This window comes from Lacimicrobium alkaliphilum (genome assembly GCF_002591895.1).
GTDB classification, from domain to species: domain Bacteria; phylum Pseudomonadota; class Gammaproteobacteria; order Enterobacterales; family Alteromonadaceae; genus Lacimicrobium; species Lacimicrobium alkaliphilum.
Window position 1 is genome coordinate 131,211 of sequence record NZ_NISX01000011.1, and the last position, 24,519, is coordinate 155,729.

The 24,519-nt window shown below is 47.9% G+C and carries 26 protein-coding genes; 17 read left to right on the plus strand and 9 right to left on the minus strand.

All coding sequences use genetic code 11. The annotated features are described in order from the left end of the window. Positions 1–6: 6 nt before the first annotated feature. From CDA54_RS12040 to CDA54_RS12065, 6 genes are all read right to left on the minus strand, one after another. Positions 7–555, minus strand: a complete 549-nt coding sequence (locus CDA54_RS12040) for a PepSY domain-containing protein (RefSeq protein WP_099035264.1) — start codon at positions 553–555, stop codon at positions 7–9. Between the two features lie 87 nt (positions 556–642). After that, positions 643–885 carry an inositol monophosphatase family protein gene (locus CDA54_RS12045; protein WP_099035265.1) on the minus strand — a complete coding sequence of 81 codons (243 nt, stop codon included), beginning with the start codon at positions 883–885 and terminating at the stop codon, positions 643–645. Then, positions 830–1,153: a Gfo/Idh/MocA family oxidoreductase gene (locus CDA54_RS12050; protein ID WP_099035298.1), complete on the minus strand. Its 324-nt coding sequence runs from the start codon at positions 1,151–1,153 to the stop codon at positions 830–832. The genes CDA54_RS12045 and CDA54_RS12050 overlap by 56 nt, the downstream gene beginning before the upstream one ends. 20 nt (positions 1,154–1,173) lie before the next feature. Next, a complete protein-coding gene (iolB, locus tag CDA54_RS12055) occupies positions 1,174–1,983 on the minus strand; it encodes a 5-deoxy-glucuronate isomerase (RefSeq protein WP_099035266.1) in 810 nt (269 codons plus the stop codon). A gap of 33 nt (positions 1,984–2,016) precedes the next feature. After that, positions 2,017–2,835 (minus strand): MurR/RpiR family transcriptional regulator, encoded by an 819-nt coding sequence (locus tag CDA54_RS12060; protein WP_099035267.1) that lies wholly within the window; start codon positions 2,833–2,835, stop codon positions 2,017–2,019. Between the two features lie 131 nt (positions 2,836–2,966). Next, on the minus strand, positions 2,967–3,218 hold the full coding sequence (locus CDA54_RS12065) for a type 1 periplasmic-binding domain-containing protein (RefSeq protein WP_099035268.1): 252 nt from the start codon (positions 3,216–3,218) through the stop codon (positions 2,967–2,969). Positions 3,219–3,674: 456 nt separating this feature from the next. On the opposite strand from CDA54_RS12065, the gene CDA54_RS12070 reads away from it, so the two are divergent. The 10 genes from CDA54_RS12070 (at position 3,675) to CDA54_RS12110 (ending at position 15,751) form a co-directional block, all read left to right on the plus strand. Further along, entirely contained in the window at positions 3,675–3,923 is a 249-nt protein-coding gene (locus tag CDA54_RS12070) for a hypothetical protein (protein WP_099035269.1), read from the plus strand. Between the two features lie 45 nt (positions 3,924–3,968). After that, the gene (locus tag CDA54_RS19725; RefSeq protein WP_218962403.1) at positions 3,969–4,250 is read left to right on the plus strand and encodes a Gfo/Idh/MocA family oxidoreductase; all 282 of its coding nucleotides are present in this window, start codon (positions 3,969–3,971) and stop codon (positions 4,248–4,250) included. After that, positions 4,229–4,918 (plus strand): Gfo/Idh/MocA family protein, encoded by a 690-nt coding sequence (locus CDA54_RS19730; RefSeq protein WP_218962404.1) that lies wholly within the window; start codon positions 4,229–4,231, stop codon positions 4,916–4,918. Before CDA54_RS19725 ends, CDA54_RS19730 begins: the two co-directional genes overlap by 22 nt. A 197-nt stretch (positions 4,919–5,115) precedes the next feature. Continuing rightward, positions 5,116–7,041 (plus strand): bifunctional 5-dehydro-2-deoxygluconokinase/5-dehydro-2-deoxyphosphogluconate aldolase, encoded by a 1,926-nt coding sequence (locus tag CDA54_RS12080; RefSeq protein ID WP_099035270.1) that lies wholly within the window; start codon positions 5,116–5,118, stop codon positions 7,039–7,041. Further along, on the plus strand, positions 7,041–8,885 hold the full coding sequence (iolD, locus tag CDA54_RS12085) for a 3D-(3,5/4)-trihydroxycyclohexane-1,2-dione acylhydrolase (decyclizing) (protein ID WP_099035271.1): 1,845 nt from the start codon (positions 7,041–7,043) through the stop codon (positions 8,883–8,885). The genes CDA54_RS12080 and iolD overlap by 1 nt, the downstream gene beginning before the upstream one ends. A gap of 42 nt (positions 8,886–8,927) precedes the next feature. Further along, positions 8,928–9,827 carry a myo-inosose-2 dehydratase gene (iolE, locus tag CDA54_RS12090; protein WP_099035272.1) on the plus strand — a complete coding sequence of 300 codons (900 nt, stop codon included), beginning with the start codon at positions 8,928–8,930 and terminating at the stop codon, positions 9,825–9,827. A gap of 135 nt (positions 9,828–9,962) precedes the next feature. Then, entirely contained in the window at positions 9,963–11,324 is a 1,362-nt protein-coding gene (locus tag CDA54_RS12095) for a phytase (RefSeq protein ID WP_099035273.1), read from the plus strand. A 187-nt stretch (positions 11,325–11,511) separates the two neighbouring features. Then, complete coding sequence (locus CDA54_RS12100) at positions 11,512–13,014, plus strand: CoA-acylating methylmalonate-semialdehyde dehydrogenase (protein ID WP_099035274.1); 1,503 nt, start codon at positions 11,512–11,514, stop codon at positions 13,012–13,014. A gap of 67 nt (positions 13,015–13,081) precedes the next feature. Then, positions 13,082–15,421, plus strand: coding sequence for a hypothetical protein (locus CDA54_RS19610; protein WP_099035275.1), 2,340 nt, complete (start codon positions 13,082–13,084; stop codon positions 15,419–15,421). A 78-nt stretch (positions 15,422–15,499) separates the two neighbouring features. After that, a complete protein-coding gene (locus tag CDA54_RS12110) occupies positions 15,500–15,751 on the plus strand; it encodes an alpha/beta hydrolase family protein (RefSeq protein ID WP_180237204.1) in 252 nt (83 codons plus the stop codon). A 151-nt stretch (positions 15,752–15,902) separates the two neighbouring features. On the opposite strand, the gene CDA54_RS12115 is transcribed toward CDA54_RS12110, so the two are convergent. The 3 genes from CDA54_RS12115 to CDA54_RS12125 are packed head-to-tail and all read right to left on the minus strand — an operon-like array spanning position 15,903 to position 17,498. Continuing rightward, the gene (locus CDA54_RS12115) at positions 15,903–16,253 is read right to left on the minus strand and encodes an AzlD domain-containing protein (RefSeq protein WP_099035277.1); all 351 of its coding nucleotides are present in this window, start codon (positions 16,251–16,253) and stop codon (positions 15,903–15,905) included. Continuing rightward, a complete protein-coding gene (locus tag CDA54_RS12120) occupies positions 16,246–16,971 on the minus strand; it encodes an AzlC family ABC transporter permease (RefSeq protein ID WP_099035278.1) in 726 nt (241 codons plus the stop codon). The genes CDA54_RS12115 and CDA54_RS12120 overlap by 8 nt, the downstream gene beginning before the upstream one ends. Continuing rightward, positions 16,968–17,498 (minus strand): helix-turn-helix domain-containing protein, encoded by a 531-nt coding sequence (locus CDA54_RS12125; RefSeq protein ID WP_099035279.1) that lies wholly within the window; start codon positions 17,496–17,498, stop codon positions 16,968–16,970. The genes CDA54_RS12120 and CDA54_RS12125 overlap by 4 nt, the downstream gene beginning before the upstream one ends. 215 nt (positions 17,499–17,713) lie before the next feature. On the opposite strand from CDA54_RS12125, the gene CDA54_RS12130 reads away from it, so the two are divergent. The 7 genes from CDA54_RS12130 (at position 17,714) to CDA54_RS12160 (ending at position 24,180) form a co-directional block, all read left to right on the plus strand. Next, positions 17,714–17,962, plus strand: a complete 249-nt coding sequence (locus CDA54_RS12130; RefSeq protein WP_099035280.1) for a type II toxin-antitoxin system ParD family antitoxin — start codon at positions 17,714–17,716, stop codon at positions 17,960–17,962. Beyond that, on the plus strand, positions 17,962–18,276 hold the full coding sequence (locus CDA54_RS12135; protein ID WP_099035281.1) for a type II toxin-antitoxin system RelE/ParE family toxin: 315 nt from the start codon (positions 17,962–17,964) through the stop codon (positions 18,274–18,276). The genes CDA54_RS12130 and CDA54_RS12135 overlap by 1 nt, the downstream gene beginning before the upstream one ends. 209 nt (positions 18,277–18,485) lie before the next feature. Next, complete coding sequence (locus CDA54_RS12140) at positions 18,486–19,025, plus strand: hypothetical protein (protein ID WP_099035282.1); 540 nt, start codon at positions 18,486–18,488, stop codon at positions 19,023–19,025. 198 nt (positions 19,026–19,223) lie between these two features. Next, the gene (locus CDA54_RS12145; protein ID WP_099035283.1) at positions 19,224–21,068 is read left to right on the plus strand and encodes a hypothetical protein; all 1,845 of its coding nucleotides are present in this window, start codon (positions 19,224–19,226) and stop codon (positions 21,066–21,068) included. Between the two features lie 302 nt (positions 21,069–21,370). Beyond that, positions 21,371–22,393, plus strand: a complete 1,023-nt coding sequence (locus tag CDA54_RS12150) for an ATP-binding protein (RefSeq protein WP_099035284.1) — start codon at positions 21,371–21,373, stop codon at positions 22,391–22,393. Continuing rightward, a complete protein-coding gene (locus CDA54_RS12155) occupies positions 22,390–22,893 on the plus strand; it encodes a hypothetical protein (RefSeq protein ID WP_099035285.1) in 504 nt (167 codons plus the stop codon). Before CDA54_RS12150 ends, CDA54_RS12155 begins: the two co-directional genes overlap by 4 nt. Before the next feature lie 477 nt (positions 22,894–23,370). After that, positions 23,371–24,180 carry a hypothetical protein gene (locus CDA54_RS12160; RefSeq protein WP_099035286.1) on the plus strand — a complete coding sequence of 270 codons (810 nt, stop codon included), beginning with the start codon at positions 23,371–23,373 and terminating at the stop codon, positions 24,178–24,180. The last annotated feature ends 339 nt before the right edge of the window (positions 24,181–24,519 follow it).

The following is a 24,519-nucleotide window of genomic DNA, read 5'->3' on the forward strand; positions in this document are numbered from 1 at the left end:
GGTCAACTACCGCTTAAATACAGGAATAATAGATTTAGTTTTACTATCCACCAAAAGCTCGCGTTCTTCATCATCGGAAAACACTTCGATTTCAAAATAAACCACACCTTGTTTATCTTCTAACTCAATATCCAACAGTAAATCTTCCCTGGCCAGTTCGAGCTTGTCGATCGCATCAAGCATGGAGTACTGGTTAGCAACAAGCTTTTTCACCGCTTTGACGTCATCATCCTCTGTAAACCATGACCACAGCTTTTCCTTTTTTTCAGAAACAACATTGCCATCATGTACTGAGATAACAACCTTGCGCTCTACGTCTTCATCCAGGTCAATCAGCTTGAGTTCGTGGAACAGCACACCGTCTTCGTCTTCGAGCTCGTATTCAACCAGGTGCCCCTGATAGTCAGACATCACCTTTCTCATCGCCTGAGTCGCCGGCATTCCGCTTGCGTTTACAATTTCCACAATAGCGTCGACCTCAGACTTATCATAATCCGCCCAGCAAAACTGACTTACGCCAACCGTAGTGATGAGGAGTAACAGTAAATTTCTCATATAATTTAGCCTTATTTGAATTGGTGATGGCAGTCTATCGCAGCTAAATTAAAAGTACGGTTAGCGGAAGATTAACGATAATTTATCTTAACCTTCAATGATTGCCATCAAAGCAGGGTATACGCCCTTCGTCGCTCCGACAACCAGCCCCCCGTTTCGCAGATAATCCTGATTAGCAAAAAAGTTAATTGCGCGACCTCCGGCTTCTTCAATCAACAACATACCGGCCGCACAATCCCATACGTTCATATGGGGTTCAAAATACCCAATCAATCTACCGGCTGCCACATAAGCCAGGCTTAGCGCCCCGCTTCCGCTTCGGTGAAACATGCCATTTGCAGCCAAAAGGCGCGCTTTTTGCTATCAGATCAACATGTGTGTCGGTTGAGGTTGCGATAAGAACTGCGTCAACCTGATCGTCGTCTAAAACAACTTCAACTGTATCGGCAATTCCACATTCGAACTGATTTGCCATGGCTTCAGCTGAAGGACGGTGCGTATCATAAACATAGCGAAGCCTGGCATCAGCAGAACCGGCTATCAGACCGGCATGCATCTTACCGATTCTTCCGGCCCCGAACAGTGCGATATTAATCATGGTGAACTCCGAATACAAAATCAGTTGGCTTTGTTGATCATCCATTCATGATCAGGGTCATTTTTAAACACCCACTCTCTGGATGGACCGGCCATCACATTCAGGTAGTAGAGATCATAACCATGGGCCGCTCCCACCGGGTGATATCCCCTGGGCACCATTACAACGCTGTTATCTTCACAGGTAATCGTTTCATCGATACTGCGATCGTCGGTGTAAACCCGCTGGAATGCGAATCCCTGAGGAGGATCAATCTTATGAAAGTAGGTCTCTTCCAGTGCACTTTCCTGTGGGATGTTATCACTGTCATGTTTATGGGGAGGATAGCTGGACCAGTGCCCATTCGGCGTGATCACTTCTACGACCAATAGCTTTTCTGCCTCTATGTTGGCGAACAATATGTTGCAAACATGACGGGTGTTTGTTCCGGAACCGCGCTGTTCATAGGTACAATTTTCCGGGCGGATTAATCTCACCGGAAATTTTCCCTTTGCAGGCGCACGGCATATGGCTACTTGCAACGCTGAGTTTGCAGTAATCTCGATGGCCTCGCCCGGTGGTGCATAGACACTGTAAGGCGCTTTCTTTTCAAAAACGGACATGCGATCGCCAATGTTTTCCCAGCTTTGTTCTCCGGCACTGGCGGATGCCAGACCGCTGATGATAACCAGACAGGTTTCCTGATCATCACTGTAAAACCGGTTCATCTCGCCGGGTAACATGTCATAGACTGCAAAGGATACATACTGCCAGTTTGCGGTTTCTGGGGTGATGTTCTGAATACAACCTGATTCACCTCGTTTAGTTGGCTTGCTGTGTAAATAAGACATGTATCTCCTTGGCTTTAACGTATAAAAATTAAATCAGTGTGCCAGGCTAATCGCCAGTGATTGCACCAGACACATGGTAGATGTCAGTGATCGGAATGAATGCACTTCGGCTTCTTTCACCGTAAAACACACCGTTGCCAGCTCCTTTAACGGACTCAGCGGGCTGTCAGTAAACAGAATAAGAGGAGTACCGGATGCAACGGCGGCCTCAGCAGCGGATTGTGTTTCATTCGCGTATGGATGGAAGCTGATAACAATAATTGCGTCGTTTGAACGAATAAGGTGTTCCTGCTCTTTATGCAATCCTCCTACCCCATCATGAAGATAGCAACGTAAGTTAATGTGATTCAGCAGGTATGCCAGGTAACTGGCAATAGGGAAAGACCGCCTTACAGCCTTCACATGAACCGTGTCAGCACCTTTGAGAATTTCCCGGGCTTTTTCGAGCTCACTTGCATTGATATTCTGCGTCAGATACTCAAGTGCCTTGCCATTGGCCTGGCTAAACTGCTTCAACACCTGCAGACCAACAAAATCTGTGTCCAGAGAATTATCATCCTGGAGTAGTTTTATTCTGTCTTCATAATTAGAAGACTCCTTGAGCAATTTGTGCTGAAACAACTTCTGCATATCGCTGAAGCCGCTGAATCCAAAAGCATTGGCAAACCGGATCAGCGTAGAAGGGTGTACTTTGGCCTCATTGGCGACCATGACTACCGTTCCAAAAGCAATGCCGTTGGGTTTTTCCAATACATACTTCGCAACCTGTTGCAGTCTTTTACTCAGGTCACCGAATTGACGCGTAATTGCCGCATTTAACTGTTCCAGATCCTTCGCCGCTTTAATGCTCATAACAGATAATCTCTAACACTCGATAAAATAAATTGGAACAATACTAGAGTGAATAAAACAAACATTCTACAGCTAACCCGCAGCAACCCGACAAAAGCACATCTAGCGCACCGTTCCCGACAAAAGCACATCTAGCGCACCGTTCCCGACAATTGCTTAATCGTTTCTAAGTTATCTCTGGTGATAAACGCAGGGCCGGTGTGCATATTATTCCTCGGTGACAATCCATATCTCACGTACAGCGTCATACTGGTGACAGCCATAAAGCCCTGCAAATAAGGTTGCTGATCAAGCGCAAATGCAATGACACCGGTGTTGATGTTCTGCGCAATATCGTCGCTCACATCAAAGGTGGAAAAGTGAACTTTTCCCCCCAGTCTCATCTTCTCAACCACTCTGATCGTAGGCGACGCCGATATGCGGTTAATGAAAATTTCATTCGAATTTCACTATTATGGAATATAATTTCTATTTTCAATGTAATCGGGAAGTTTGCATTTTGCAATGATATTTTTTTGCCTGTGTTAGCGGCCTGATGAAAACTGCGTACTGACCTTCCTTATCACCGCCTGAACCATTCCCGGGATCCGGTTGCCCATTAACGCTAAAAGTAACCTCAGCTGTACCTTACGAAGGCTCTGTTGTGACATCAGAAGCGCACGTAATTCCTTGTCATCAATGCTTCACTAACGGTTTTCCAACGGCCATTCCAAAAAATTCCTGTTTCAGTTATTGTCTATTTGGAATTTTTATTCTAAATTATGTCGCATTAGAAATTATATTTTGAACATTCCGGGTCGTCACGAAGCTAAACCGCAACCCGGTATGGGAAGTTGAGAATGACAAAGATGGAAAACGCCACCAATAACGTGCCAGCGCAGAGCCATAGCGTATCAAAATTGCAGGCGCTGTTTGCGCGTCCTGATTTTGCTGCACTGGCCGGTGTTGTATTCGTGTTTATCCTGTTCTCTTTTGTCGCCTCTGATACCGGCATGTTTGCGATCGATGGAGTGCTGAACTGGAAGCTGAACTGTCGGGCACCGACGCAGCATAATGCAGTCTGCCTGCACAATGAAACAAGGTACTGAAAACACATGCGAACACTAAAGTTTGGCTTAATAGGAACAGGGTACATGGGCAAATCTCATGCAATCGCATTGCATTCTGTTTCTGCCGTTTTTCCACTCAGCGCCCTGGTTAAATGTGAGATGCTGGCAGATATTACTGCGCAACAGGCCGCGGCGAAGGCAAAAGAAATGGGGTTTAGCCGTGCTACAGGAAACTGGCATGAATTAGTCAATGACGTGGATATTGATGTTGTTGATATATGCGCCCCTAACGGTCTGCATAAAGACATTGCGCTTGCCGCAATTGCGTCTGGCAAACATGTTTATTGCGAAAAACCCTGGCATTAAACGCCTTAGATTCTTTACAAATGGTGCAGTCTGCTGAACAGGCAGGGGTAAAAACAATGGTGGGGTTTAACTATATTAAAAACCCGGCGACGCAACTGGCAAAGCAGATTATCGATAGCGGAGAAATTGGCGATATTGTCCACTTTCGCGGAACCCACAATGAAGATTATCTGGCTGACACCGGTGTTCCCATAAACTGGCGGTTGAAACGCGCCACCGCAGGAGCCGGGGCTCTGGCGGATCTCGGCGCACATATTATCAATATCTCGCAATTTCTGGTGGGCCCGATTTTGGCAGTAAACGGAGATCTGAGCACGGTGACAAAAGAACGCAGCACAGCCGCTTCAGTCACTGATAAAGAACCCGTAGAAAATGACGACCAGGCCCATTCGATGCTCCGCTTTGACAGCGGTGCTATCGGCACCATTGAAGCCAGTCGTGTGGCATGGGGACGAAAGATGGGGCTCACCTATGAAGTGACCGGCACAAAAGGCAGCATTGTTTTCGACCAGGAACGCCTCGCCGAATTGCAACTCTACACGTCTGACCAACAAACATCCCGCCAGGGGTTTAAACGTATTCTGATTGGCCCGGAACATCCGGATTATCAGCATTTTTTGCGCATCCGCAGGCCACGGCGTGGGCTACAACGACCAAAAAATTATTGAAGTAAGAGATCTTATAGAAGGTATCTCCCGCGGTCAGGCTACCTGGCCCGATTTCCGCGCGGGATACGAAGTCGCCTTGATTATTGATGCAATCGAAGAATCATATCGTCTGGGACAGTGGGTTCACATATCAGAAGTGGATGCACAAACGCGGTCCCGATTACTCCATCTGGAGCATGGAAAGGAGAAAAACTAACATGAGCACGACGCATAAATTTGATGTAATTTGTTTAGGACGCGCCGGCGTAGATTTATATGGGGAGCAAATTGGTAGCAGATTAGAAGATGTTTCTTCTTTTAAAAAGTCACTCGGCGGCTCTTCCTGCAATATTGCGTACGGCACCGCTCGTTTAGGTTTAAAGTCCTCTATGCTTACGCGTGTCGGCGATGACCATATGGGCCGCTTTCTCACCGAGGAGCTGGAAAAAGTCGGTTGCGATGTCAGCCACGTAAAATCAGATCCCAACAGACTCACAGGGCTGGTACTTCTGTCTATAAAAGACAAACAAAGCTTTCCGCTGCTTTTTTACCGTCAGGACTGTGCCGACATGGCACTGGACTCGTCAGACTTTGATTATGACTACATTGCATCGGGCAAAGCATTGCTCATCACAGGTACGCATTTTTCAACGGAACACACCAAAGCAACCAGCCTGAAAGCCATCGAATACGCAAGAAGCGCCGGCACAAAGGTAGTACTGGACATCGATTATCGCCCGGTATTGTGGGGGCTGACTGGATTAGACGCAGGTGAGAACCGGTTTGTTTCTGATGACAATGTGACCCAGCATCTGCTTGAGATTCTGCCCCTGTTCGACCTGATTGTCGGTACCGAAGAAGAGATTCACATTGCCGGTGGCAGCACAGATACCATTGCATCACTCAGAACCATCCGGCAGATAACCAACGCCGAGATCGTCGTAAAAAGAGGGGCACTGGGCTGCTCGGTATTTGACGGCGAGATCCCCGATAATCTTGATCTGGGCTTTACCCGGTATGGCGTAGAGATAGAGGTTTTAAATGTTCTGGGCGCGGGTGACGCCTTTATCAGCGGATTCTTAAAAGGCTGGCTGCGCGATGAAAGCTACGCGAACTGTTGTGACTATGCCAATGCCTGTGGCGCTCTGGTGGTATCGAGGCTGTCATGCGCTCCGGCGGTACCTACTGTTGAAGAACTGAACAACTATCTTTGCCGCAGAAATGAGGTACTGCGCCCTGATCTGGATGAGGAAATAACACATCTGCACAGGGTAACCACACGCTCTGTGCAGAACTGGGATGAACTGTGCATTTTTGCCTTCGATCACCGCAAACAACTTTATGATATGGCTACAGAGAATGGCGCCGACCCGACCCGTATTCCCGAGCTGAAACTGTTGTTATTAAAGGCGGCCGAGAGTGCCGCAAATAACCCCTGTTTCACCTATCAACCGGGCGTTCTGATAGATGACACATACGGTCAGGATGCGCTTAACCACATTACAGGCAAAGGTTGGTGGATTGGACGACCGGTTGAACTGCCTTCCTCCAGACCGCTGACTCTGGAAGGAGACGCATCAATTGGTTCCAGGCTTGTCAGCTGGCCCACAGAGCATATCGTTAAGTGTCTGGTGTTCTTTCATCCCGAAGATGAAGCCGGATTAAGACTGGAACAGGAAAAAACCATCCGTGCCCTGTACCACTCCTGCTGCGCCAGTGGCCATGAATTTCTGCTTGAAATCATTCCTCCTGCTGATATGGCGACCAACGAAGACAATCTGGTTCGCGTTATAGAGCGGCTGTATAACCTGGGGATCCGCCCGGACTGGTGGAAACTTCCCGCGCCAGGTAAAACTGCCTGGGAAAAAATATCCGCACTTGTCAAAAACCGGGCCCCTCATTGCCGGGGTGTTATTCTACTTGGCTTAGACGCGCCATTACGCGATCTTGAAGCGGCCTTTCGGGCCAGCGCAGGTTTCGACCTGTGTAAAGGTTTTGCAGTGGGAAGGAGTATCTTCAGTGAGCCCAGCCGTGCCTGGTTCAGAAACGAAATCAGCGACAGCGAGCTGGTGCAGCGCGTCGAGGAAAATTATCTGCAGCTTGTCAGATCCTGGCACAACAGAAAATCTACAGAGGTAGCCTAATGGAAACAATACGTTTAACCGCTTCTCAGGCACTTATCCGCTATCTGGCGCAGCAATTTATCGACATCGATGGTCAGCAGACTCCGCTTTTCGGCGGTGCATTTGCCATCTTTGGTCATGGCAATGTCGCCGGTGTTGGCGAGGCGTTGTATAAGCACAAAGACGAATTCCCCACTTACAGGGCTCATAATGAACAGGGCATGGCTCATAGCGCAATAGCATTTGCCAAACAACAGAAACGCCAGCGCATGATGATGTGTACCACGTCTATTGGTCCCGGTGCGCTCAATATGGTAACCGCGGCCGGTCTTGCTCACGCCAACCGGTTGCCGGTTCTGTTTGTGGTTGGAGATACCTTTGCCAACAGAACACCGGATCCGGTCCTGCAGCAAATCGAGTGCTTCGGCGATCCCACTATATCGGTAAACGACTGCTTCAAGCCTGTAAGCCGCTACTTCGATCGTTTTGTCCGCCCTGAACAGCTAATAACCAGCTTACCGATGGCCATTCAGACCCTGTTGGATCCTGCAAACTGTGGCCCGGTTACACTGGCGTTTCCACAGGATGTACAGGCAGAGGCCTATGACTTTCCTGTCAGCCTGTTTGCTGAAACCGTACATAAGATTCGCCGGCCCGGAATAGAGGCAGCAGAGTTAGCTCATACGCTTGAATTGCTGAGTAAATCACAACGCCCGCTGATCATTGCAGGTGGAGGTGTACAGTATTCCCGCGCCACAGACGTACTCAGTGAATTCGCCGAATCCTTTGGCATTCCGGTGGCGGAAACCCAGGCGGGTAAAGGTAGCCTACCCTGGAACCACCCCATGTCAGTAGGGGCAATTGGTGTTACAGGCACGACAGCGGCAAATCAGTTGGCCAGAGAAGCGGATCTTATTCTGGCCATTGGCTCCCGGCTGCAGGACTTCACCACACAGTCACGAACGTTCATTGACGCAACCAAGCCGATTATCCAGATAAATGTGGGGCACAGCGACGCGGTTAAGCACGGCGCCCACCCTTTTCACGGAGATGCGAAGACGGCGATTGAATCTTTGCATGCTGCGCTGTGCAGCAAAAGGGACGTTAACTCTGGCTGGACAGACAGGATCGCCACTTTAAACCAGCAATGGCATGGGACATATGATGAGGTTACCCGCCCGCCCGAAAAAGGTCTGCCGAGTGATGCACAGGTGCTGGGCGCACTTAAACGTCGAACAGAACCCACCGATGTTATCGTCTGTGCTGCCGGTGGTCTCCCTGGCGAGCTGCATAAGTTGTGGCGTTGTGATGACATCAGCAGCTATCACGTGGAGTACGGGTTTTCCTGTATGGGCTATGAAGTTGCCGGAGGCCTCGGGGTCAAACTGGCCGACAGACACAGAGAAGTCTTCGTCGTTGTAGGAGACGGTTCGTACATGATGATGAATTCTGAACTGGCAACCTCTGTCATGCTGGGCGCAAAAGTCATTGTTATTTTGTTGGACAATCGCGGGTTTGGTTGTATCAACCGTCTCCAGAAAGCCACCGGTAACAAGCCCTTTAATAACCTGTTTAACGACTGTCTTTCACAACAGGGCGCACCCGCTATCGATTTCGCTGCCCATGCCAGATCAATGGGTGCCGATTCTGAAAAAGTCTCCACCATCGACGAGCTGGAACAGGCAATAGTCCGGGCCAGAAAAGCCACTAACAGCTATTTGATTGCCATCGACACCGACCCGGACATCTCCACACCAAATGGCGACGCCTGGTGGGATGTCGCGATTCCGCAGGTGTCCGACGTTAACGAAGTGAAGAGTGCGCAGAAAATGTACCTGCAAGCTAAAAGCAAGCAACCGTACTAATACCCGATATGGCCCTGAATATAATTTAACGGAAAACGCCTGATGACGATAAAAATTGGAATAAACCCTCTTACCTGGACAAACGATGACTTACCTTCTCTGGGTGCCGAAACGCCCTTGTCCACCTGTCTGCGAGAAGGAAAACAGGCGGGCTACGCCGGATTCGAGCTGGGAAACAAATTTCCCAGAGAAAGCGAAGCCCTCAATGCGGTATTAGCAGAACATGAGTTACAGCTTGTGTCTGGCTGGTACAGCGGCAAACTGCTTTCACAATCGGTTGAGCAGGAATTAGCCGATATCGAAGCACATTTACAGTTACTCAGGCAGGGCGGCGCCAACGTTATGGTTTACTGTGAAGTAACCGACTGTATTCATGGTCGCCAGGATATCCCAGTCAGCCGCAGGCCAAAACTAAAGCCAGAACAGTGGTCGTCTTTTGGACAGCGGCTGACACAAGTCGCTGATTACTGTCTGTCGCAGGGTGTGCAGCTGGCTTACCATCATCATATGGGAACAGTGGTCCAAAGCGAGTCAGATGTTGATCTGCTGATGAAGCATACCGGCCCTGCTCTGGGGTTGTTACTGGACAGCGGCCACATTACCTATGCGGGCGGCAATCCGGTGAATCTGATAAAAAAATACGCTAACAGAATCAATCATGTTCATGCTAAAGATATCAGAAAGAACATATTGGACGATGCCAGAAACCGTCAGCTGAGTTTCCTTGATGCCGTGTTAAACGGCGTGTTTACTGTACCAGGCGATGGTTGTATCGATTACACGGCGATTTTTAACGCACTCAAAGAATGTGAGTATCAGGGCTGGATTGTCGTTGAAGCCGAACAGGATCCGTCCATTGCTCATCCTCTTACTTATGCAACGCTCGGTTTCAAAAACCTGGTTAACACCGCGCGCCAGACTGGCCTCTCGATTGAATTCTAAGGCACTGTTTAAAGTGGAGTTATTTCTTTTTTATCCGTGCCCCATCAAAGATTAACTTTGTTTAATTTTCTGTCAACGGGGAGTTTACCAGCACCGGGGTAAGCTAAGCGCACTACATCAAAAAAGAGAGCCATTATGTTTACATTAAAATCCGTATCACATTCCATTTTAGCCATCAGCTGCCTATTACCCGCCACGGTTTACGCCGATACCCGCAATGAAATAGCCGAAGTCACCCCGGTTGTTGAAACCCGCGACCACTTCGATGACCTCAAAGGTAAATATACCGACGTTGACGATCCTGCTATCTGGATCCACCCCACTACAAAAGCGAATAGTCTGGTGATCACCACGCTGAAACAAGGTGGATTAGATATATACGATCTGGATGGCAACCTGATGCAATTTATCAAACCCGCCCCGGCCCCGGGCTGCGAACCAGGATCATTTGACTGTAACAACAAAGGCGGACGATTCAACAATGTCGATATCATCTATGACTTTGATCTGAATGGTAAAAAAACGGATATTGCCATCGCATCCGACAGAGGGCTGGATAAACTGGCAATCTATACAATTGATATCAGCGCCGATGGCCAGGCGGTATTAAACGATGTCACCGACACTGACGTTCCCTTATTGTTTACCCGCAATCAGAAAGAGGTTAACGAGGGCAGTACCGCCTACGGGCTGACCGCCATACAGACTGACAAACCTATGGCATTTGTCACGCAAAACGCAACGACCCGCGTAGAGCAAGTGGAGCTGTTTGATACCGACAACGGCCACATTGGCTACCGGAAAATGGCCACCATGACCTTCCCACACACTTTCCCGATGGATGACGGCAGTGAGTGGACACCGTGCTCGGACGATGATGGTGAACGTCCTCATTTTGAGGGCATGGTCGCAGACCCTGAACACAATGCGCTCTACCTGGCTCAGGAAGACGTGGGCATTTGGCGGGTTAAGCTGGATAACCCCACACAACAATCCAGCTGGAATCTGTTTGCCCGGGTAAGAAAGTTCGGCGTTCCCTACTCCCGGACCTGGCTACCCGGGGAAGAAGAATACGCATGCGACTTTAACTTCAGCAAAGGTAAGGAGCAACAGCGTCACAATCTCTGGGAGGATGTAGAAGGTCTGACCCTGTATAACGCCGGAGACGGCAAAGGTTATATTCTGGCATCCAGTCAGGGCAACAACACCTTCGCGCTTTACGACAGAGAGGACCAGAACGACTTCGTTGATTCATTTACCGTGGCGGGTGGCGATATCGACGCAGTTGAGGAGACTGACGGGCTGATGGTGGTGAATGTTAATCTGGGCGCAAAATACCCTCAGGGCTTGCTGGTGATGCAGGACGGGCAAAACATCTACAACCAGGCTCAGAAAGGCGCTGAGCGCGAAAGCTCCAACTTTAAGTATGTATCCTGGAAAGATGTGGCAGAAAAGCTGAATCTGAACGTCAGTACCAAAGATATGACGCGCCACTAAACCTCCCACTGCCAGATAACCATTCAGGCGCCATAGATGTCTGTCTATGGCGCCTTCATGTTACGAATTGATTTATTTTTTCTATTTTTGTATATTGTAGAATATATTTTCCAATATTGAGGCTGATATTGCCTCAGGAACAATGAATCAGAACCCAGACAAATCTGACTATACACAGAGGTAATGCATGAAAAGACTAGGCAACTACATCAATGGAAAACAGGTAACAAGCGAAAGCAGGAATGTCGGTCAGGTTTTCGACCCTGCAACCGGTGAACCGAGCCTTGAAGTCGTTTTATCGACGGCTGAAGAAACCGAAACGGCCATCACTGCTGCGGAACAAGCGCTTCCGGCGTGGAGTGCAACAACACCGCTAAACAGGGCCCGTATTATGTTTCGCTTTAAAGCCTTGTTGGAACAAAACCTGGATCATTTAGCCAGGCTCATTACTCAGGAGCACGGAAAAGTTCTCTCTGATGCCAGGGGCGAGCTGACCCGCGGCATTGAAGTTGTTGAGTTTGCCTGTGGTATTCCACACTTACTGAAAGGCGAGCACTCTCTAAATGTTGGCCGCGGTGTGGACAGTTTTTCTCTGATGCAGCCAGTGGGAGTGTGTGCCGGAATATCTCCTTTTAACTTCCCTGCAATGGTGCCATTGTGGATGTTTCCCATTGCCCTGGCATGTGGCAACACCTTCGTAATGAAACCCTCAGAAAAAGATCCCAGTGTATTGATGGAGATCGCCCGGTTGCTGAGTGAAGCGGGCCTGCCAGATGGTGTGTTTAATGTGATAAACGGCAACAAAGAATCTGTCGATACCCTGTTGCATGATCCCAGAGTGCAGGCCGTCAGCTTTGTGGGCTCCACGCCCATTGCTGAATACATTTATAAAACGGGTTGCGCAAACGGCAAACGGGTTCAGGCGCTGGGCGGAGCGAAGAACCATATGCTGGTGATGCCCGATGCACAGCCCGAGCAAGCGGTGTCGGCCTTGATGGGGGCAGCCTATGGCTCAGCAGGTGAGCGATGTATGGCCATATCGGTGGCGGTATGTGTGGGCGACCAGACAGCAGACGCTTTAATCAAAGCGATAAAGTCAGAAATCGCGTCGATGCGCGTAGGGCCCGGCCTGGGCGCTGATGAAGAACCCGATATGGGACCGCTGATCAGTAAAGAACATGCGCAGAAGGTACGTGCCTACATTGATAGCGGTGTTGAAGAGGGCGCCAGCCTGTTGGTTGATGGCAGAACCTTTACCGTAGAGCAACATGAAAAAGGTTACTTCGTGGGCCCTACCCTGTTTGATGATGTGAAACCGGGCATGCGTATTTACCAGGAAGAAATATTTGGCCCGGTACTTTCAGTGGTCAGGGTTGAGACCTATCAGGAAGCCGTTGATTTAATCAATGCCCATGAATATGGCAACGGCACCTCGATATTCACTCAAAACGGTGAAAGTGCCAGACAGTTTTGCGAACACATTCAGGTGGGAATGGTTGGGGTCAATATCCCAATACCGGTACCGATGGCGTTTCACAGCTTTGGCGGCTGGAAAAGATCTGTTTTTGGCCCCCTGAACATGCACGGAAACGATGGTGTCAGGTTTTATACCAAGATGAAGACTGTTACAGCCAGATGGCCCAAAGGTGGCCTGGTTAGCAGCAGCTTCTCCATGCCCACGATGAAATAGCGAAGCAGATCAAAAAAATCTGCTGGTTTTTGTCCTGGATCATACCGAAAATCGAGAGAATAAAACGATGATTAAAAAGAATATCAAACCCATTAGTGGCCTCTCACAGCCCTCTGTTCGCTTAGCGCTGGCCCTCGCCGCTATCGCGACCATAAGCAGTGGTTGTTCGCGCAATGAGCAAAGCAACGCGGATTCGACCAGTATTGGCACCGAAGTCAGGCAAACAGCCTTTCGCATACGCGCCGATGCTGATGCAGCGCTCAATTCCGACTCTGGGTGGGCTGCCGCCACAAACCAGAATGCCACAATTGACGTAGACAGCCCGTTCCGGGTTCGTTTCGAAGTGGAGTCTGTATCTGAAGCCCAACAGCAACACGCGTTTAGCCTGGAATACAAATATAACGATGGTTTATGGCAACCTTTGCTTGCTGAGGACTTTCCCTACCCCATCAAAGATTATGCACTGGAATTCTCAGACAGTAATGCTGCTGACGCCCGCAACAGATTTAACATCATCAACGGCGATAACGCAGACTTCATCCCTGATTCCGAAGACAACAGCCATTATCTGAAGGTCAAAGCCGCAGACCAGCCGTTGCTGGCATTAGGCCGCTACGATACACGCTGGGAAGCGGTAGAGTACGGTGCGCTGTTACGCCTTTCTGAAGGCAACACAGCCGGTGTCGTGTTTGGTTATCACGACGCGCAGAATTACCTGCGCGTAGACGCCAGCGCCGGCGGTGACATTAATCTGGTTAAAGTTGCCGGCGGTGCCGAGTCAGTCATATCGTCACAACCCTTCGCGGTTAAGACTGGTCAATGGATCCAGATAAAAATTGCTCGCCAGGGCAGCAATGTTGAAGTGGAGTATGAATGGGATGATATTGTTCAGGGCCTTTCATTCAGCACAGATACTGCTGAGCAAATTCCCGACTCCAGAATGGGGCTGTATTTGCCTGCGGGAAATAGCGCTGACATTGAGACGTTTGAGGTCGAAGGGCAAACGGCCTCACCCAGAGTAAGTATTATCGCCAGCCAGCACTTTGATTATGGCGACCCGACTGAGGATCTGATCGACAACTCTGCATTACCTTTCCGTGAAGGAAGTGGTATCAGCTATGGTGATACCACACCCGGCTGGTCGGCATCAAAAGAACACGGAGAGTGGGAATTTCCCATTGTGATCCGCTACTTTTCAGACGGTGCCAATCGCAACCTGACAGGCGATACGTTCGCTTTCCGGTTAACGGATGCTTCGGGCGAGCCACTTACTGGCGCTGCAACCCCCACCATTACGGCTAACGTTCCCGATGGGCATATTGGTGGCACATTTGTTGAGACACCTGTTCGGATAGGGCCATGGGAGGCCAGCAACGGCGATCTTTATGTACTGATGGAGCCGTCGGAAACCGACAATATGATGATGATGGTTAAATCTGAAGATGGCGGCAAGTCCTGGTTTGAAGCCGATGGTGACAATCGTCCACAAACCGGTGATCTGGAAGGGGTTGCGCAGACAAAATCGGGCAACCGTATCCATACACTTCATCAGACTTCAGAGCATGTTTTTTACCACTTGTTCCGTACCTCGGACCACCCTGAAAAACCAGACACCTGGGCGATAACCGATGAACAGCTTGCGTCACCCGTAGAACCGCCGACGCAAATGTCTGATCTGGCGGTTCGTTCAGACGGCAGCGTAGTGGGTGTATACGCTACACTGGAAAAGCTGCTGTATAAAATCCGTACGCCGGACGGCACCTGGGGTAAACAAAGCATTGTAGATGCGGATCTTAACCCGGCACTCTCAGGACCGATGGTGGTTCTGGGCAAAGACGATGTGGTTCACTTCGCCTACACCGGCACTGACGGAACGGCGTGGTATCGCCGGATTCTGCCTGACGGAACGCTCAGCCAACGTCAGAAGGTTGCCTCCGATACCGGCACCGACGTAGAAACCAATGGTGCAATACTGCCACTGGTATACCTGCCGCAATCAGACACCGTAACCATGGTTTATCGCCTGTCAAATGGTGAGCTGTGGGAGCGCACAGCCAACAGTGCGGGGGAATTGTCGGACGCCAGACAGGTAACGTCACATGCCGTTGTCACTAACGCGGCCGACTCAGAACAGGTGGGCGCCGATGCGGTTGGCTTCGGTTCAGATGTGCATGTACTTTATATCGAACAGGCAAGCGGCCGCATCTATTACACCTATCGGGACGATAGCGGTAACTGGCACCAGCCTGAGCTTCAAGTAGAAGGTGTCAATGCATTGTGGGTTCGCGGACAAATCATTAAACGTACCAACAGTGGCGCCGTCTACGGTTACGTTTACGACGCTGGTTCTTATGGTGGTTCGGGTATGAACAAGTACAGCGAAGTCGTCTTACCTGCCTCAGATTAGTTGCATTAAGAATGCTCAGGGACGAGCTTCTGCACCTTCATCCTGATCCTGAAAAAGGTGCTGGGTGAAGACACCGACGTGCTTAAACAATACTCTCCGATTAACCATGTGGATAAAATCAAAGCCAGAGTGATGTTAATTCATGGTGCTCAGGATAAACGCACCCCTGAAGTGAGTGCGCAGAAACTCCAGGATAAACTCAAACAAGCGGGTAATGCCCCTGTTTATCTGCGTTTTCGTCAAAGTGGCCATGGCGTTTATGACGAAACCAGCCGGTCCGAGCTTTACGAGGGCCTGCTGGCATTTTTAGGCGAGCATATTGGCGTATAAAACCTGAGTCAGAGCTGGCCTTAATGTGCCTGCTTAAGCAGGCACACTATATAAAACTCACCCAACTGCACTACTGCGTCAAACAGCAAAAAGTCTCAACGTGTTACCTGTGGTGACTAGTCTTATGGCCGTATCAAATAAAGTGACATCACTAAACCAAGGCCATTCTTGCCACAACAATCACCAGGCCGTACAACGTCACGCCTGCCACCACTGGCCAGCCTAAGGATTTAGTCCACAGCCAGGCCATCAGTGCCGCCATAGCGCCCAGCGCTGTGGCCAGCCATTCCGCGATACCGGGCGTACCCGGCACCAGAGACACCCCCAGCATGGCGGCAATCATTAACGGGCCAAGCACGCTCTGCCAGTCAGGGATCGCCGCGAGCCCTTCTTTGCTCTGCTGCTTCAGCAAATGGCGCTGCATCCACAAAAGTGGCAATAAACGCATCAGTAAGGTTCCTGTACTTGCCAGCAACAGGGTTAACCACCAGTTATTATCCACTTTGGTTACCTCCTGCTCTTGTGCTGGCTCTGACCAGATAAAAACATAAGGCACCGGATACAGCCGCCAGGGGGATCGCGGTATTGGTAAAGCCGTAAAGGGTAAGCAGCATGGCGACCATGATGGTGCAGCCCAGTGCGATGCACCAGATCACGGAGCTGAAACGTGGGGCTAACAGCACCAGAAACAGCGCCGGCAACGCAAAAGGCATAATCTCCCCCAGTAAAGGCCAAAGCCGGGTGAGCTCTTCACCTGCCACCGCCCCTAAGGCGGTGCCGGCAATCCAGCTAAACCAGGCCAGCAGCATGGCGCCGCTGTACCAGCCAATACGTTCAGAAACCGCTAACTTCGGCAGCCGCATCAATGCCAATGCAAAAATCTGATCGGTTAAACCGTGGCAGAGTAAAGGCGACCAGCGGCTTTTTGGCAAAAAAGGGGCCAGGCTTGGCCCGTAGACCACATGACGGGCATTAATCAGCAGGGTCATCAGCACCACCAGCCACCAGGGCGCCCCCGAAGCGACCATAGCCACAAACAAAAACTGCGAGGCACCGGCATAGATAAAAATTGAGATAAGAACGGTTTGCCAGACACTGAAGCCCGCCTGTACCGCCACCATACCAAAAGAAATCGCCACCGGTATGTAACCACCCAGTAAGGGTAAGGCTTCACGTACCCCGCTAAGCCAGGCAGCCCCTTTGTCAGTTACCAGGCTCATAGCTGCGCCTCTGTGGTGGCATAAACAATGGTTAACTGCGCCGTGGCCCGGGTGTCGGTAGTCTGGTAACTGTGCGGCTGATCGGCCGCAAAGTGATAGCTCTTCCCGGCAGTAAGCAGTTTGGTATTGTCAGGTGTGCCCACACTGAGCTGGCCGCTGATCACGGTGATAAACTCCGAGGTACCGGCTGAATGGGCTTCTGAGTGTCGCAACGTATGGGGAGCCAAAGACATCCAGTAGGCATCAACCTGAGGATTATCTTTGCCCTGGTCAATCAGACGCACCTGAACGTTTTCGTCCCCCAGGGGCACACTGATGGGGGACACCAGATTACCAAAAGGCACATTTAACCTTACGGCAAGCCGCCAGATGGTGTCCAGCGTCGGATTCCCCTGCCCCTGCTCCAGGCGAGACAGGTTAGACTTGGCAATGCCGGCATCTGCGGCCAGCTGCGATAACGACAAACCGCTGGCAAGGCGCAAACTTTGCAAATGCCTGCCTAACGTAGCGAGTGTGTGCTTATCCACCAAAGACTCCGGCTGTTCCTTATATGGAACGTTCTATATAAGGAACAGCCGGTTGTCAACCATAGCCTGAGTTTATTAGCTGCCTTGATCGGCTTTGTACAACTTGCGGATAGAGACTTACAACCCTGCCCCTTTAACCGGTTGTTCGGATATTGTCTTGCCCACCCCCTTGAGATATATTCATATTTAACAAATATGAATAGTTGAGGCGAACTATGGCCACTACCAGCTTAAGCCTGGGTGAGCACTGGGAGGTGTTCATCAAAAATGAAATAGCCAGCGGTCGTTACGGCTCCGCAAGCGAAGTCGTGCGTGATGCCCTGCGCGCGATGGAAGAACGTAAGAGCAAACTGGAAGCCTTGCGTTCACACCTGTCTGAAGGTGCTACCCAGGCTAAAAACGGAGAGGCTATTGATAACTTTTCTATGGACTCATTAATCAACGATTTGGATGCAGAATCCTGATGGCGAAAAGCCCGGCTAAGAAGGTCAGAGTGACCCCTCGCGCCAGGGAAGACTTAAAGAATATCGGCCGATACACACAGCAAATATGGAGCAAAACTCAACGAAACCATTACTTAAAGCGTATTGAAGCGCGCTTTCATTGGCTTGCCCAAAACCCGTTAGCAGGAAAATACCGGGCAGATATTTGCCAAGGCTACTACAGCTTTCCCGAAGGCCTGCACGTGGTGTTCTACCTGATTGGCCCGCACTCTATTGATATCATCGGTGTTCCCCACAAAGAAATGGACATCATCAGTTACTTCCCGCATATCTGAGTCCAAAGCAGAAAGCTTCAACACTAAAATTTTTCTGACGATTTAATTAACCCAACGTACGTTTTTGACGTGAATTGCTGAGACTGTGCATAGTGCAAGGCCTTGCTCCTGTGGATCCCCCTGCTCATAAAAAATAGACGTGTGTTTAAACTTTTTAGCCCTGAGGTTCGACTGAATAAAAAACCAAAGCGAAATCAGGAAAAGTAAACATGCACCAACTCATTAAAATCTCTGCCCTTATCTTATTGTCTGCCACTGTTGCCCAGGCAGCACCCGCCAAAGAAAGGCATGACGAATACAAAGTCAGAATCTATAACCATTGTCAGCTGGTGAGCGAACACAAGATGACGGCACAGCAAATAGCGGTGTACCAGCGCCTGATGCAGCATGAGCAGGCCATGCACAAACTTAAAAATCCAATAAAAGCCATCGAGCCCCAAATGGAGAAACTGACCGATCAGATTGAGAAAGTTTCTGAACTGGCGATCCAGGAAACAGACGAAACCATACACATCAACAAAAAGCATCTCAGACAACAGGAACAAATTGCTCACCAAATTGAACAACTGGTAGCGCAACATCAGGCGGATTTTGATGCACTGGAACAACAGGGTGAAAAAATATCCGCCGTGGCGAATGAATTCGAACAGCAGATGAAGCCGTTAACCGAAGGCGTCGAACACGACAATATTCAGATCATTTCACCCGACAAAGCCCCTGAACCCTACCGTTGCTACAGCAGTTTATAATCCGGATATAAAAGGTTAGAAGATCAAGGCAGGCGGCACTCCAGTCCGCCTGACATTCCACTGATTTTCACCGCAACGGCGAAGTCGTTGAAAGCTCCCCACCGACCACACTCACTAAAACTTTGATATAAATAAATTTATTTTGTATGGTGGTTACTTCTTGGCCAAAGTGTCTGCCACAGCAGACTAGGACGTTTTATGAAACTCAGCCAGGTGCTCTCCAGCATCAACCAGATTGAAAAATCTGAGTTTATTAGCTGTCTTGATAAGCTCTGTACTACAGCAGCCGAAACAGACAAGGTACTGGCCAAAAGCATTGAACGTATCGACGGCCAGATTAAGAACGCCTCAGGCAGTGAGATTACCCAACTTTTTAACGCTGTTTCCCAACATTTCAAAGCTTCGGTGAAAGAACAACTGGCCATGGCTGACGCGCAAATAGCGCTGCTGATTAATATTCTCTCCCGGGACGGCAACAGCATTGCCAGAACATCCTGGATTGAAACCCTCTACACTAAAGAATGGAATGCCCTGTCGGCCCTGGCAAAAGAGCTGTTGCAGGAAATAAAAAACGCCGAAGAAACCGAGCCGTTCAGTCGGGCAAATAGGCTGAGGATTTACCGCGATTGCCTGGATACTGCCTATTTCAACGATGAAAAGGCCAATCGTGAAGCAAAGATCACTGATGATGAGCGCAGCATCCTCAACGTGCTGGCTGACCGGCTGGAGATTTCCATAGATGAAGCGGCGGCCATCGAACATCTCTCCAATCCCATACCTAAAACCAAAGTCATAGACGGGCTTAATACCCTGCGGGAAATGGGCGTGCTGTTTATCAATCGCAAACGCTCAGAAGTGCTGGTTGCCGATGAGGTGGTGAATATTCTCAATGATATTCAGCACAAAGAGCTGTCTGACAAACATGTACTGCGGATCTTACGAACCCTCTCAGATGCAGAACTGTCGAATATTCTTAAACGCTATGGGAAAAAGATCAGAGGAGTAGACCGGGCCGATAAGATCAGCCAAATTATTCACTCCGGCATCGGCATTCGTCATATCTTATCCAGAGATATCTTCGCCGCCGAACAAAACCAGAATGAACGTAAAGAAAGGCTCAAAACACTGATCACCGATCTCGGTATCAACGTCGATAAAATCGGCACGACTCTGGATGAACGTATCGATGTCATTATTCAATCACTCAAAGGTGCCACCGAGCAGGAATTTAATACCCTCAGTGCCAGTGGCTTCAAGGATATGTGTACCACTTTGCTGCAACATATTCCCTCACTGGATAAACAGCTGAAAAGGGAATACGAACTGGAAGAGCGGGACGAAATCGATACCGACAAACTCAGAGCTTTAAGTATCACACCGTTGGATATCCTGTTTCTGTTACCCAATGATGATATCAGGGCCGTCAGAGACAAACTTGGCCTGTCAAAGCGTGGCAATCCCCGTTTTGTGATCCTCGAAAGCTTCGCCAGCGCCAATGACAAACTGATTGAAAATTACGATGCACTGGCCCGCCGCGATCTCGCCGCGCTTAAAGAAGCAGGCGTAGAGATCCAGGAATCGGAAGTCGGTATCAGGTTCGAAGAAGTCACCAAAGCCATTTTCGAACAACTGGACCTGCTGGTAGACGAAGAACTGCGTAAAAGTATCAATACCACCAAGGATCAGGCCGACATCATTATTTCTATCAGTGAAGATGATGTGATTATCGGTGAAGCCAAAACCTGCAAAAACGGCGACTTCGCCAAGTACTCGACCACTTCAAGGCAGGTTAAAGCCTACGCCACCCGCTGTGAAAACCAGGGCAAGCGTGTGGCCCAGGTACTGATCGTCGCCCCCACCTTCTCCAAAGACTTTGTTGAGTCGGCAGAAATGGACACCGAAGTGAATATTTCCCTGCTCGAAGCCAGAGGCCTGAAACTGATATTGGATGCGTATAAATCCAGACGCAATCCCAAATTTTCACCCAAATTATTTACCAAGGGCGGACTGCTGAAAGCAGAGCTGATTGCGAAGAATATTTGATAAGCCGCACCCATTAATTGGCAGGCTGTAGCCTTAGTGAGGTTTATGTATAATAATTGACATAAATTTGGTGTATAAAATTAGAACTTTGGGTTGCTAACAAATTACTTTGGCGTGGATCAATATCATGGAGTATGGGAATTTTGATAGATGCGGATGCCGATCTAATTGTTCCGACAATGAGCCGAATTGAAACATCCAGAATTTCTAGATTTATATAGTGCAACCAGCAGTTATACAACGATCAAACCCTATAGGGTATGCGCTGAACTTTACACCTTAAATCATTATTAGGCGAGAAGATGATTAAAGAATTCAATTTTAAAAATTACGGTCCAATAACTAATGCCTGCGGCAATAATTTAGGGAAGATAAATCTCATTCTAGGAGCTAACAGCACAGGAAAGACATTTTTATTAAAGGCTCTATATAGTGCAATAAGAAGTCATGAGGAAGCTAACAAAGGTAACAGCAATGAAGATTTTTCTGAAGTACTAAGTGACAAACTCTACTGGACATTCCAGACGGAGAAAATCGGCGAAATTGTTACTAGAGGTGAAGGCAACAAACTTAATGCATCTATTTCTTTAGATGACAACAGCTCATTAGTATTTAGTTTCGGAAGAGATACTACAAAAAAAGTTACTCCTACACACAATAACCTACAGAAGCGTGAGTCTAACTCAATCTTCCTACCACCTAAAGAGGTATTATCTTTAATTGATGTTATTTACAAGTCAGCCGTAGTTGACAAACTATTTGGATTTGACGCGACTTACGTCGACCTTGTTACAGCCCTTAAAATACCAACTCAAAAGGGACGAAATTTAGACGCTTTTGCTGATTCTCGAAAGAAACTAGAGAAGATGTTTTCTGGGAAGGTAGAGTTTGATAATAAGAGTAATAGTTGGATTTATAAAAAAGGCAACAGTAAGTTCTCTATGATGATTACTGCCGAAGGTGTGAAAAAGGTTGCCATTTTGGATACGCTCCTAGGCAACCGCTTTCTTGATAAAGGCTCGATTGTATTTATTGATGAGCCAGAGTCAGCTCTACATCCGATCGCAATTGTTGAGCTGTTGGATATAATTACAGTACTGGCGCAAGCTGGAATTCAATTTTTTCTTGCAACTCATTCCTATTATGTAATAAAGAAGCTAGCACTAATTGCAAATAAAAACTCATTAGAAGTTCCAACATTTATTGCTAACGATCAAGGAGAATGGAGTCAGAGTTGCTTATTGAAAGATGGCTTACCTGAAAATGAAATTATTAATGAGTCGATACGGCTTTTCGAGGAAGAGTTCGAGGGTAGTTTCAGATGATTGAAATAGTAGAATCAGGCATGACCTTTGGTCCTTTCCAGCCCCAGGACTTGTATCAAGTTGAAAAATCTGACTTTCTTCCGAGAAATGTTAAATCTGTGGAATTCATTTGGATTACTCCAGAAGATAAGAAATTGCTATTTGTAGAAGCCAAATCCTCTTTTTCGAGTCCCGGTAACGTTAACGATTTTTCAAAAAATTTACAGAATGTATATATAAAAATGCTAGACAGCTTAATCTTATTGTCCACTTCAAAAATAGGTCGACATGCCGACCTACATAGAGACCTTCCTGATAAATTTCATCAGATAGACTGGAGCAGAATTGATATTCATTTCAGATTGGTTGTTCCAGAATTTAGAAAAGAGTGGTTGGGACCAATTACCGATGCTCTGCGTAGAGAAATGAAACATTTTTTGTCTTCGTTTAATATCTCTACACTTAATCTGAGAGTGATTAATCGAGAAATAGCATCGAAGGAAGGGCTATTAAGAACTTAAGTATGACTGAGTTCATACACAGGATACTTGAAATATAATATCCATCCACCAACCTTATCCGCGTGAACTCAAGGATAAAAAAAACCGCTATCCGTGGATAGCGGGTTTTTAGTTTTACTCAATTTGCCTGGGAGCCGCAACCGGAGAGTTGCTTCGCCTACCGATAACTCTCCACACTAGGGCAGGAGCAGATCAGGTTTCTGTCGCCGTACACATCATCGATGCGGTTTACCGTGGGCCAGAATTTACTCTTGCCCACAAAGCCTACCGGATAGGCGGCGGTGTTGCGGCTGCAGCTATGCGCTCACTATCTTCAGTTCAACACTGCCCTCTTTGATTCGAATGGTTTCCCGAAGGTTGTGTGTCAGATTACTTTACAAAACTTAAGAAGCTATCGTTAAAATCCTAATAAAACAATCAGTTACATACTGGCTTAACAATTGCTTGAAATGTACCTTTAATTATAAGGATAAAAAGATGTTACTCCGATTAACCGCAATGTTTTTCTGCATGCTACCCACACTTTCACATGCTATTATTATTGAACTAGATTTAAACTCGGATACTTATTACCAATTTACTGAAAGAGATGAAAGTTCTACTATAATTAACCAAGAATACGTCAACGTTACTTCTGAAAACTTTGTAAGTAACTTGGAAATTGATTTAGGCTCAGCAACAGGGCCAGTTGTACAAAGTATAGATGCTGGGCCTTATGTACAGCACACAACCAGAACAGATTATCACAATTATTCATTTGATATTTTTTCTCCTTTCTTGAGTGTATTTAGTCCATTTATTAGCGACGATATTTCAGATGATGTTGGTGCTTTAACCCCGAGCTCGTCTTATTTAGACTATTCAGTATTTTTTAATGAGACCATAGATCCCAATTATTTTGGCGGTAATGCGTCAATTAGGTTTGGACAAAACCTCTACTATGAGACGTTTGACTCGTTAACAGGCACACATTATCGAGAATCTCTTTGGATGAGTGGAAGACTCTTCTTAACCAAGATTGAAAATAAAGGTGAATATGATACTTATAGTCAACTAAGTTTAAATGAAGTGTTGGGTTATATTAATGGCAGCTTTATTCGTTGGAGCGCGAGCGTAAGCAATTTTCAGTACTGTGACACATCATGTCAGGAGCCATTTTTAGATCAAAACTATTTGGGCAATTCCTACGGAAACTCGACGCTTGTGCAAGTGAGCGAACCCTCTTCGATATTTATTTCTTTAATCACACTCCTTGGTTTTGTCACTATACGCCGACGCCTATCCTAAATAATCACATCCAACTGCCAATTTGGTTAAGTTTAATTATGCAATCTCGTATATGAGCTTAATTCGGATAAAGAAGCCAGCGTTGTTGATATACGAAAACCCTATATAATAACCAGACTTTATTAATAAAAACCCGCTAGCCTTAGCTAGCGGGTTTTTATTATTACGACATTTACCGTAAGCATCCGGGCAACCCCACCTTCATTTCAATCAGCTGGACAACCAAACTGGCATCTTCTGAGAATTACAGGAGTTTGCCAGTATGTTTCCGGTATCAAAATCAACGGGGGCAGAGACGTTGATCCGATCAAGGGGCCACCCATTAATCAGCCGTGTCAA

What these genes read in the sequence shown, in the direction of transcription:
- iolE (WP_099035272.1), top strand. Translation starts at nt 8,928, where the DNA reads ATGACGATAAAAATTGGAATAAACCCTCTTACCTGGACAAACGATGAC.
- CDA54_RS12095 (WP_099035273.1), top strand. Translation starts at nt 9,963, where the DNA reads ATGTTTACATTAAAATCCGTATCACATTCCATTTTAGCCATCAGCTGC.
- CDA54_RS12060 (WP_099035267.1), bottom strand. Translation starts at nt 2,835, where the DNA reads ATGAGCATTAAAGCGGCGAAGGATCTGGAACAGTTAAATGCGGCAATT.
- CDA54_RS12070 (WP_099035269.1), top strand. Translation starts at nt 3,675, where the DNA reads ATGACAAAGATGGAAAACGCCACCAATAACGTGCCAGCGCAGAGCCAT.
- CDA54_RS12160 (WP_099035286.1), top strand. Translation starts at nt 23,371, where the DNA reads ATGTTACTCCGATTAACCGCAATGTTTTTCTGCATGCTACCCACACTT.
- CDA54_RS12050 (WP_099035298.1), bottom strand. Translation starts at nt 1,153, where the DNA reads ATGATTAATATCGCACTGTTCGGGGCCGGAAGAATCGGTAAGATGCAT.
- iolB (WP_099035266.1), bottom strand. Translation starts at nt 1,983, where the DNA reads ATGTCTTATTTACACAGCAAGCCAACTAAACGAGGTGAATCAGGTTGT.
- CDA54_RS12120 (WP_099035278.1), bottom strand. Translation starts at nt 16,971, where the DNA reads ATGAGCCTGGTAACTGACAAAGGGGCTGCCTGGCTTAGCGGGGTACGT.
- CDA54_RS12065 (WP_099035268.1), bottom strand. Translation starts at nt 3,218, where the DNA reads ATGAGACTGGGGGGAAAAGTTCACTTTTCCACCTTTGATGTGAGCGAC.
- CDA54_RS12145 (WP_099035283.1), top strand. Translation starts at nt 19,224, where the DNA reads ATGAAACTCAGCCAGGTGCTCTCCAGCATCAACCAGATTGAAAAATCT.
- CDA54_RS12140 (WP_099035282.1), top strand. Translation starts at nt 18,486, where the DNA reads ATGCACCAACTCATTAAAATCTCTGCCCTTATCTTATTGTCTGCCACT.
- CDA54_RS12130 (WP_099035280.1), top strand. Translation starts at nt 17,714, where the DNA reads ATGGCCACTACCAGCTTAAGCCTGGGTGAGCACTGGGAGGTGTTCATC.
- CDA54_RS12080 (WP_099035270.1), top strand. Translation starts at nt 5,116, where the DNA reads ATGAGCACGACGCATAAATTTGATGTAATTTGTTTAGGACGCGCCGGC.
- CDA54_RS12150 (WP_099035284.1), top strand. Translation starts at nt 21,371, where the DNA reads ATGATTAAAGAATTCAATTTTAAAAATTACGGTCCAATAACTAATGCC.
- CDA54_RS12155 (WP_099035285.1), top strand. Translation starts at nt 22,390, where the DNA reads ATGATTGAAATAGTAGAATCAGGCATGACCTTTGGTCCTTTCCAGCCC.
- CDA54_RS12135 (WP_099035281.1), top strand. Translation starts at nt 17,962, where the DNA reads ATGGCGAAAAGCCCGGCTAAGAAGGTCAGAGTGACCCCTCGCGCCAGG.
- CDA54_RS12040 (WP_099035264.1), bottom strand. Translation starts at nt 555, where the DNA reads ATGAGAAATTTACTGTTACTCCTCATCACTACGGTTGGCGTAAGTCAG.
- CDA54_RS19610 (WP_099035275.1), top strand. Translation starts at nt 13,082, where the DNA reads ATGATTAAAAAGAATATCAAACCCATTAGTGGCCTCTCACAGCCCTCT.
- iolD (WP_099035271.1), top strand. Translation starts at nt 7,041, where the DNA reads ATGGAAACAATACGTTTAACCGCTTCTCAGGCACTTATCCGCTATCTG.
- CDA54_RS12045 (WP_099035265.1), bottom strand. Translation starts at nt 885, where the DNA reads ATGTTTCACCGAAGCGGAAGCGGGGCGCTAAGCCTGGCTTATGTGGCA.
- CDA54_RS19725 (WP_218962403.1), top strand. Translation starts at nt 3,969, where the DNA reads ATGGGCAAATCTCATGCAATCGCATTGCATTCTGTTTCTGCCGTTTTT.
- CDA54_RS12100 (WP_099035274.1), top strand. Translation starts at nt 11,512, where the DNA reads ATGAAAAGACTAGGCAACTACATCAATGGAAAACAGGTAACAAGCGAA.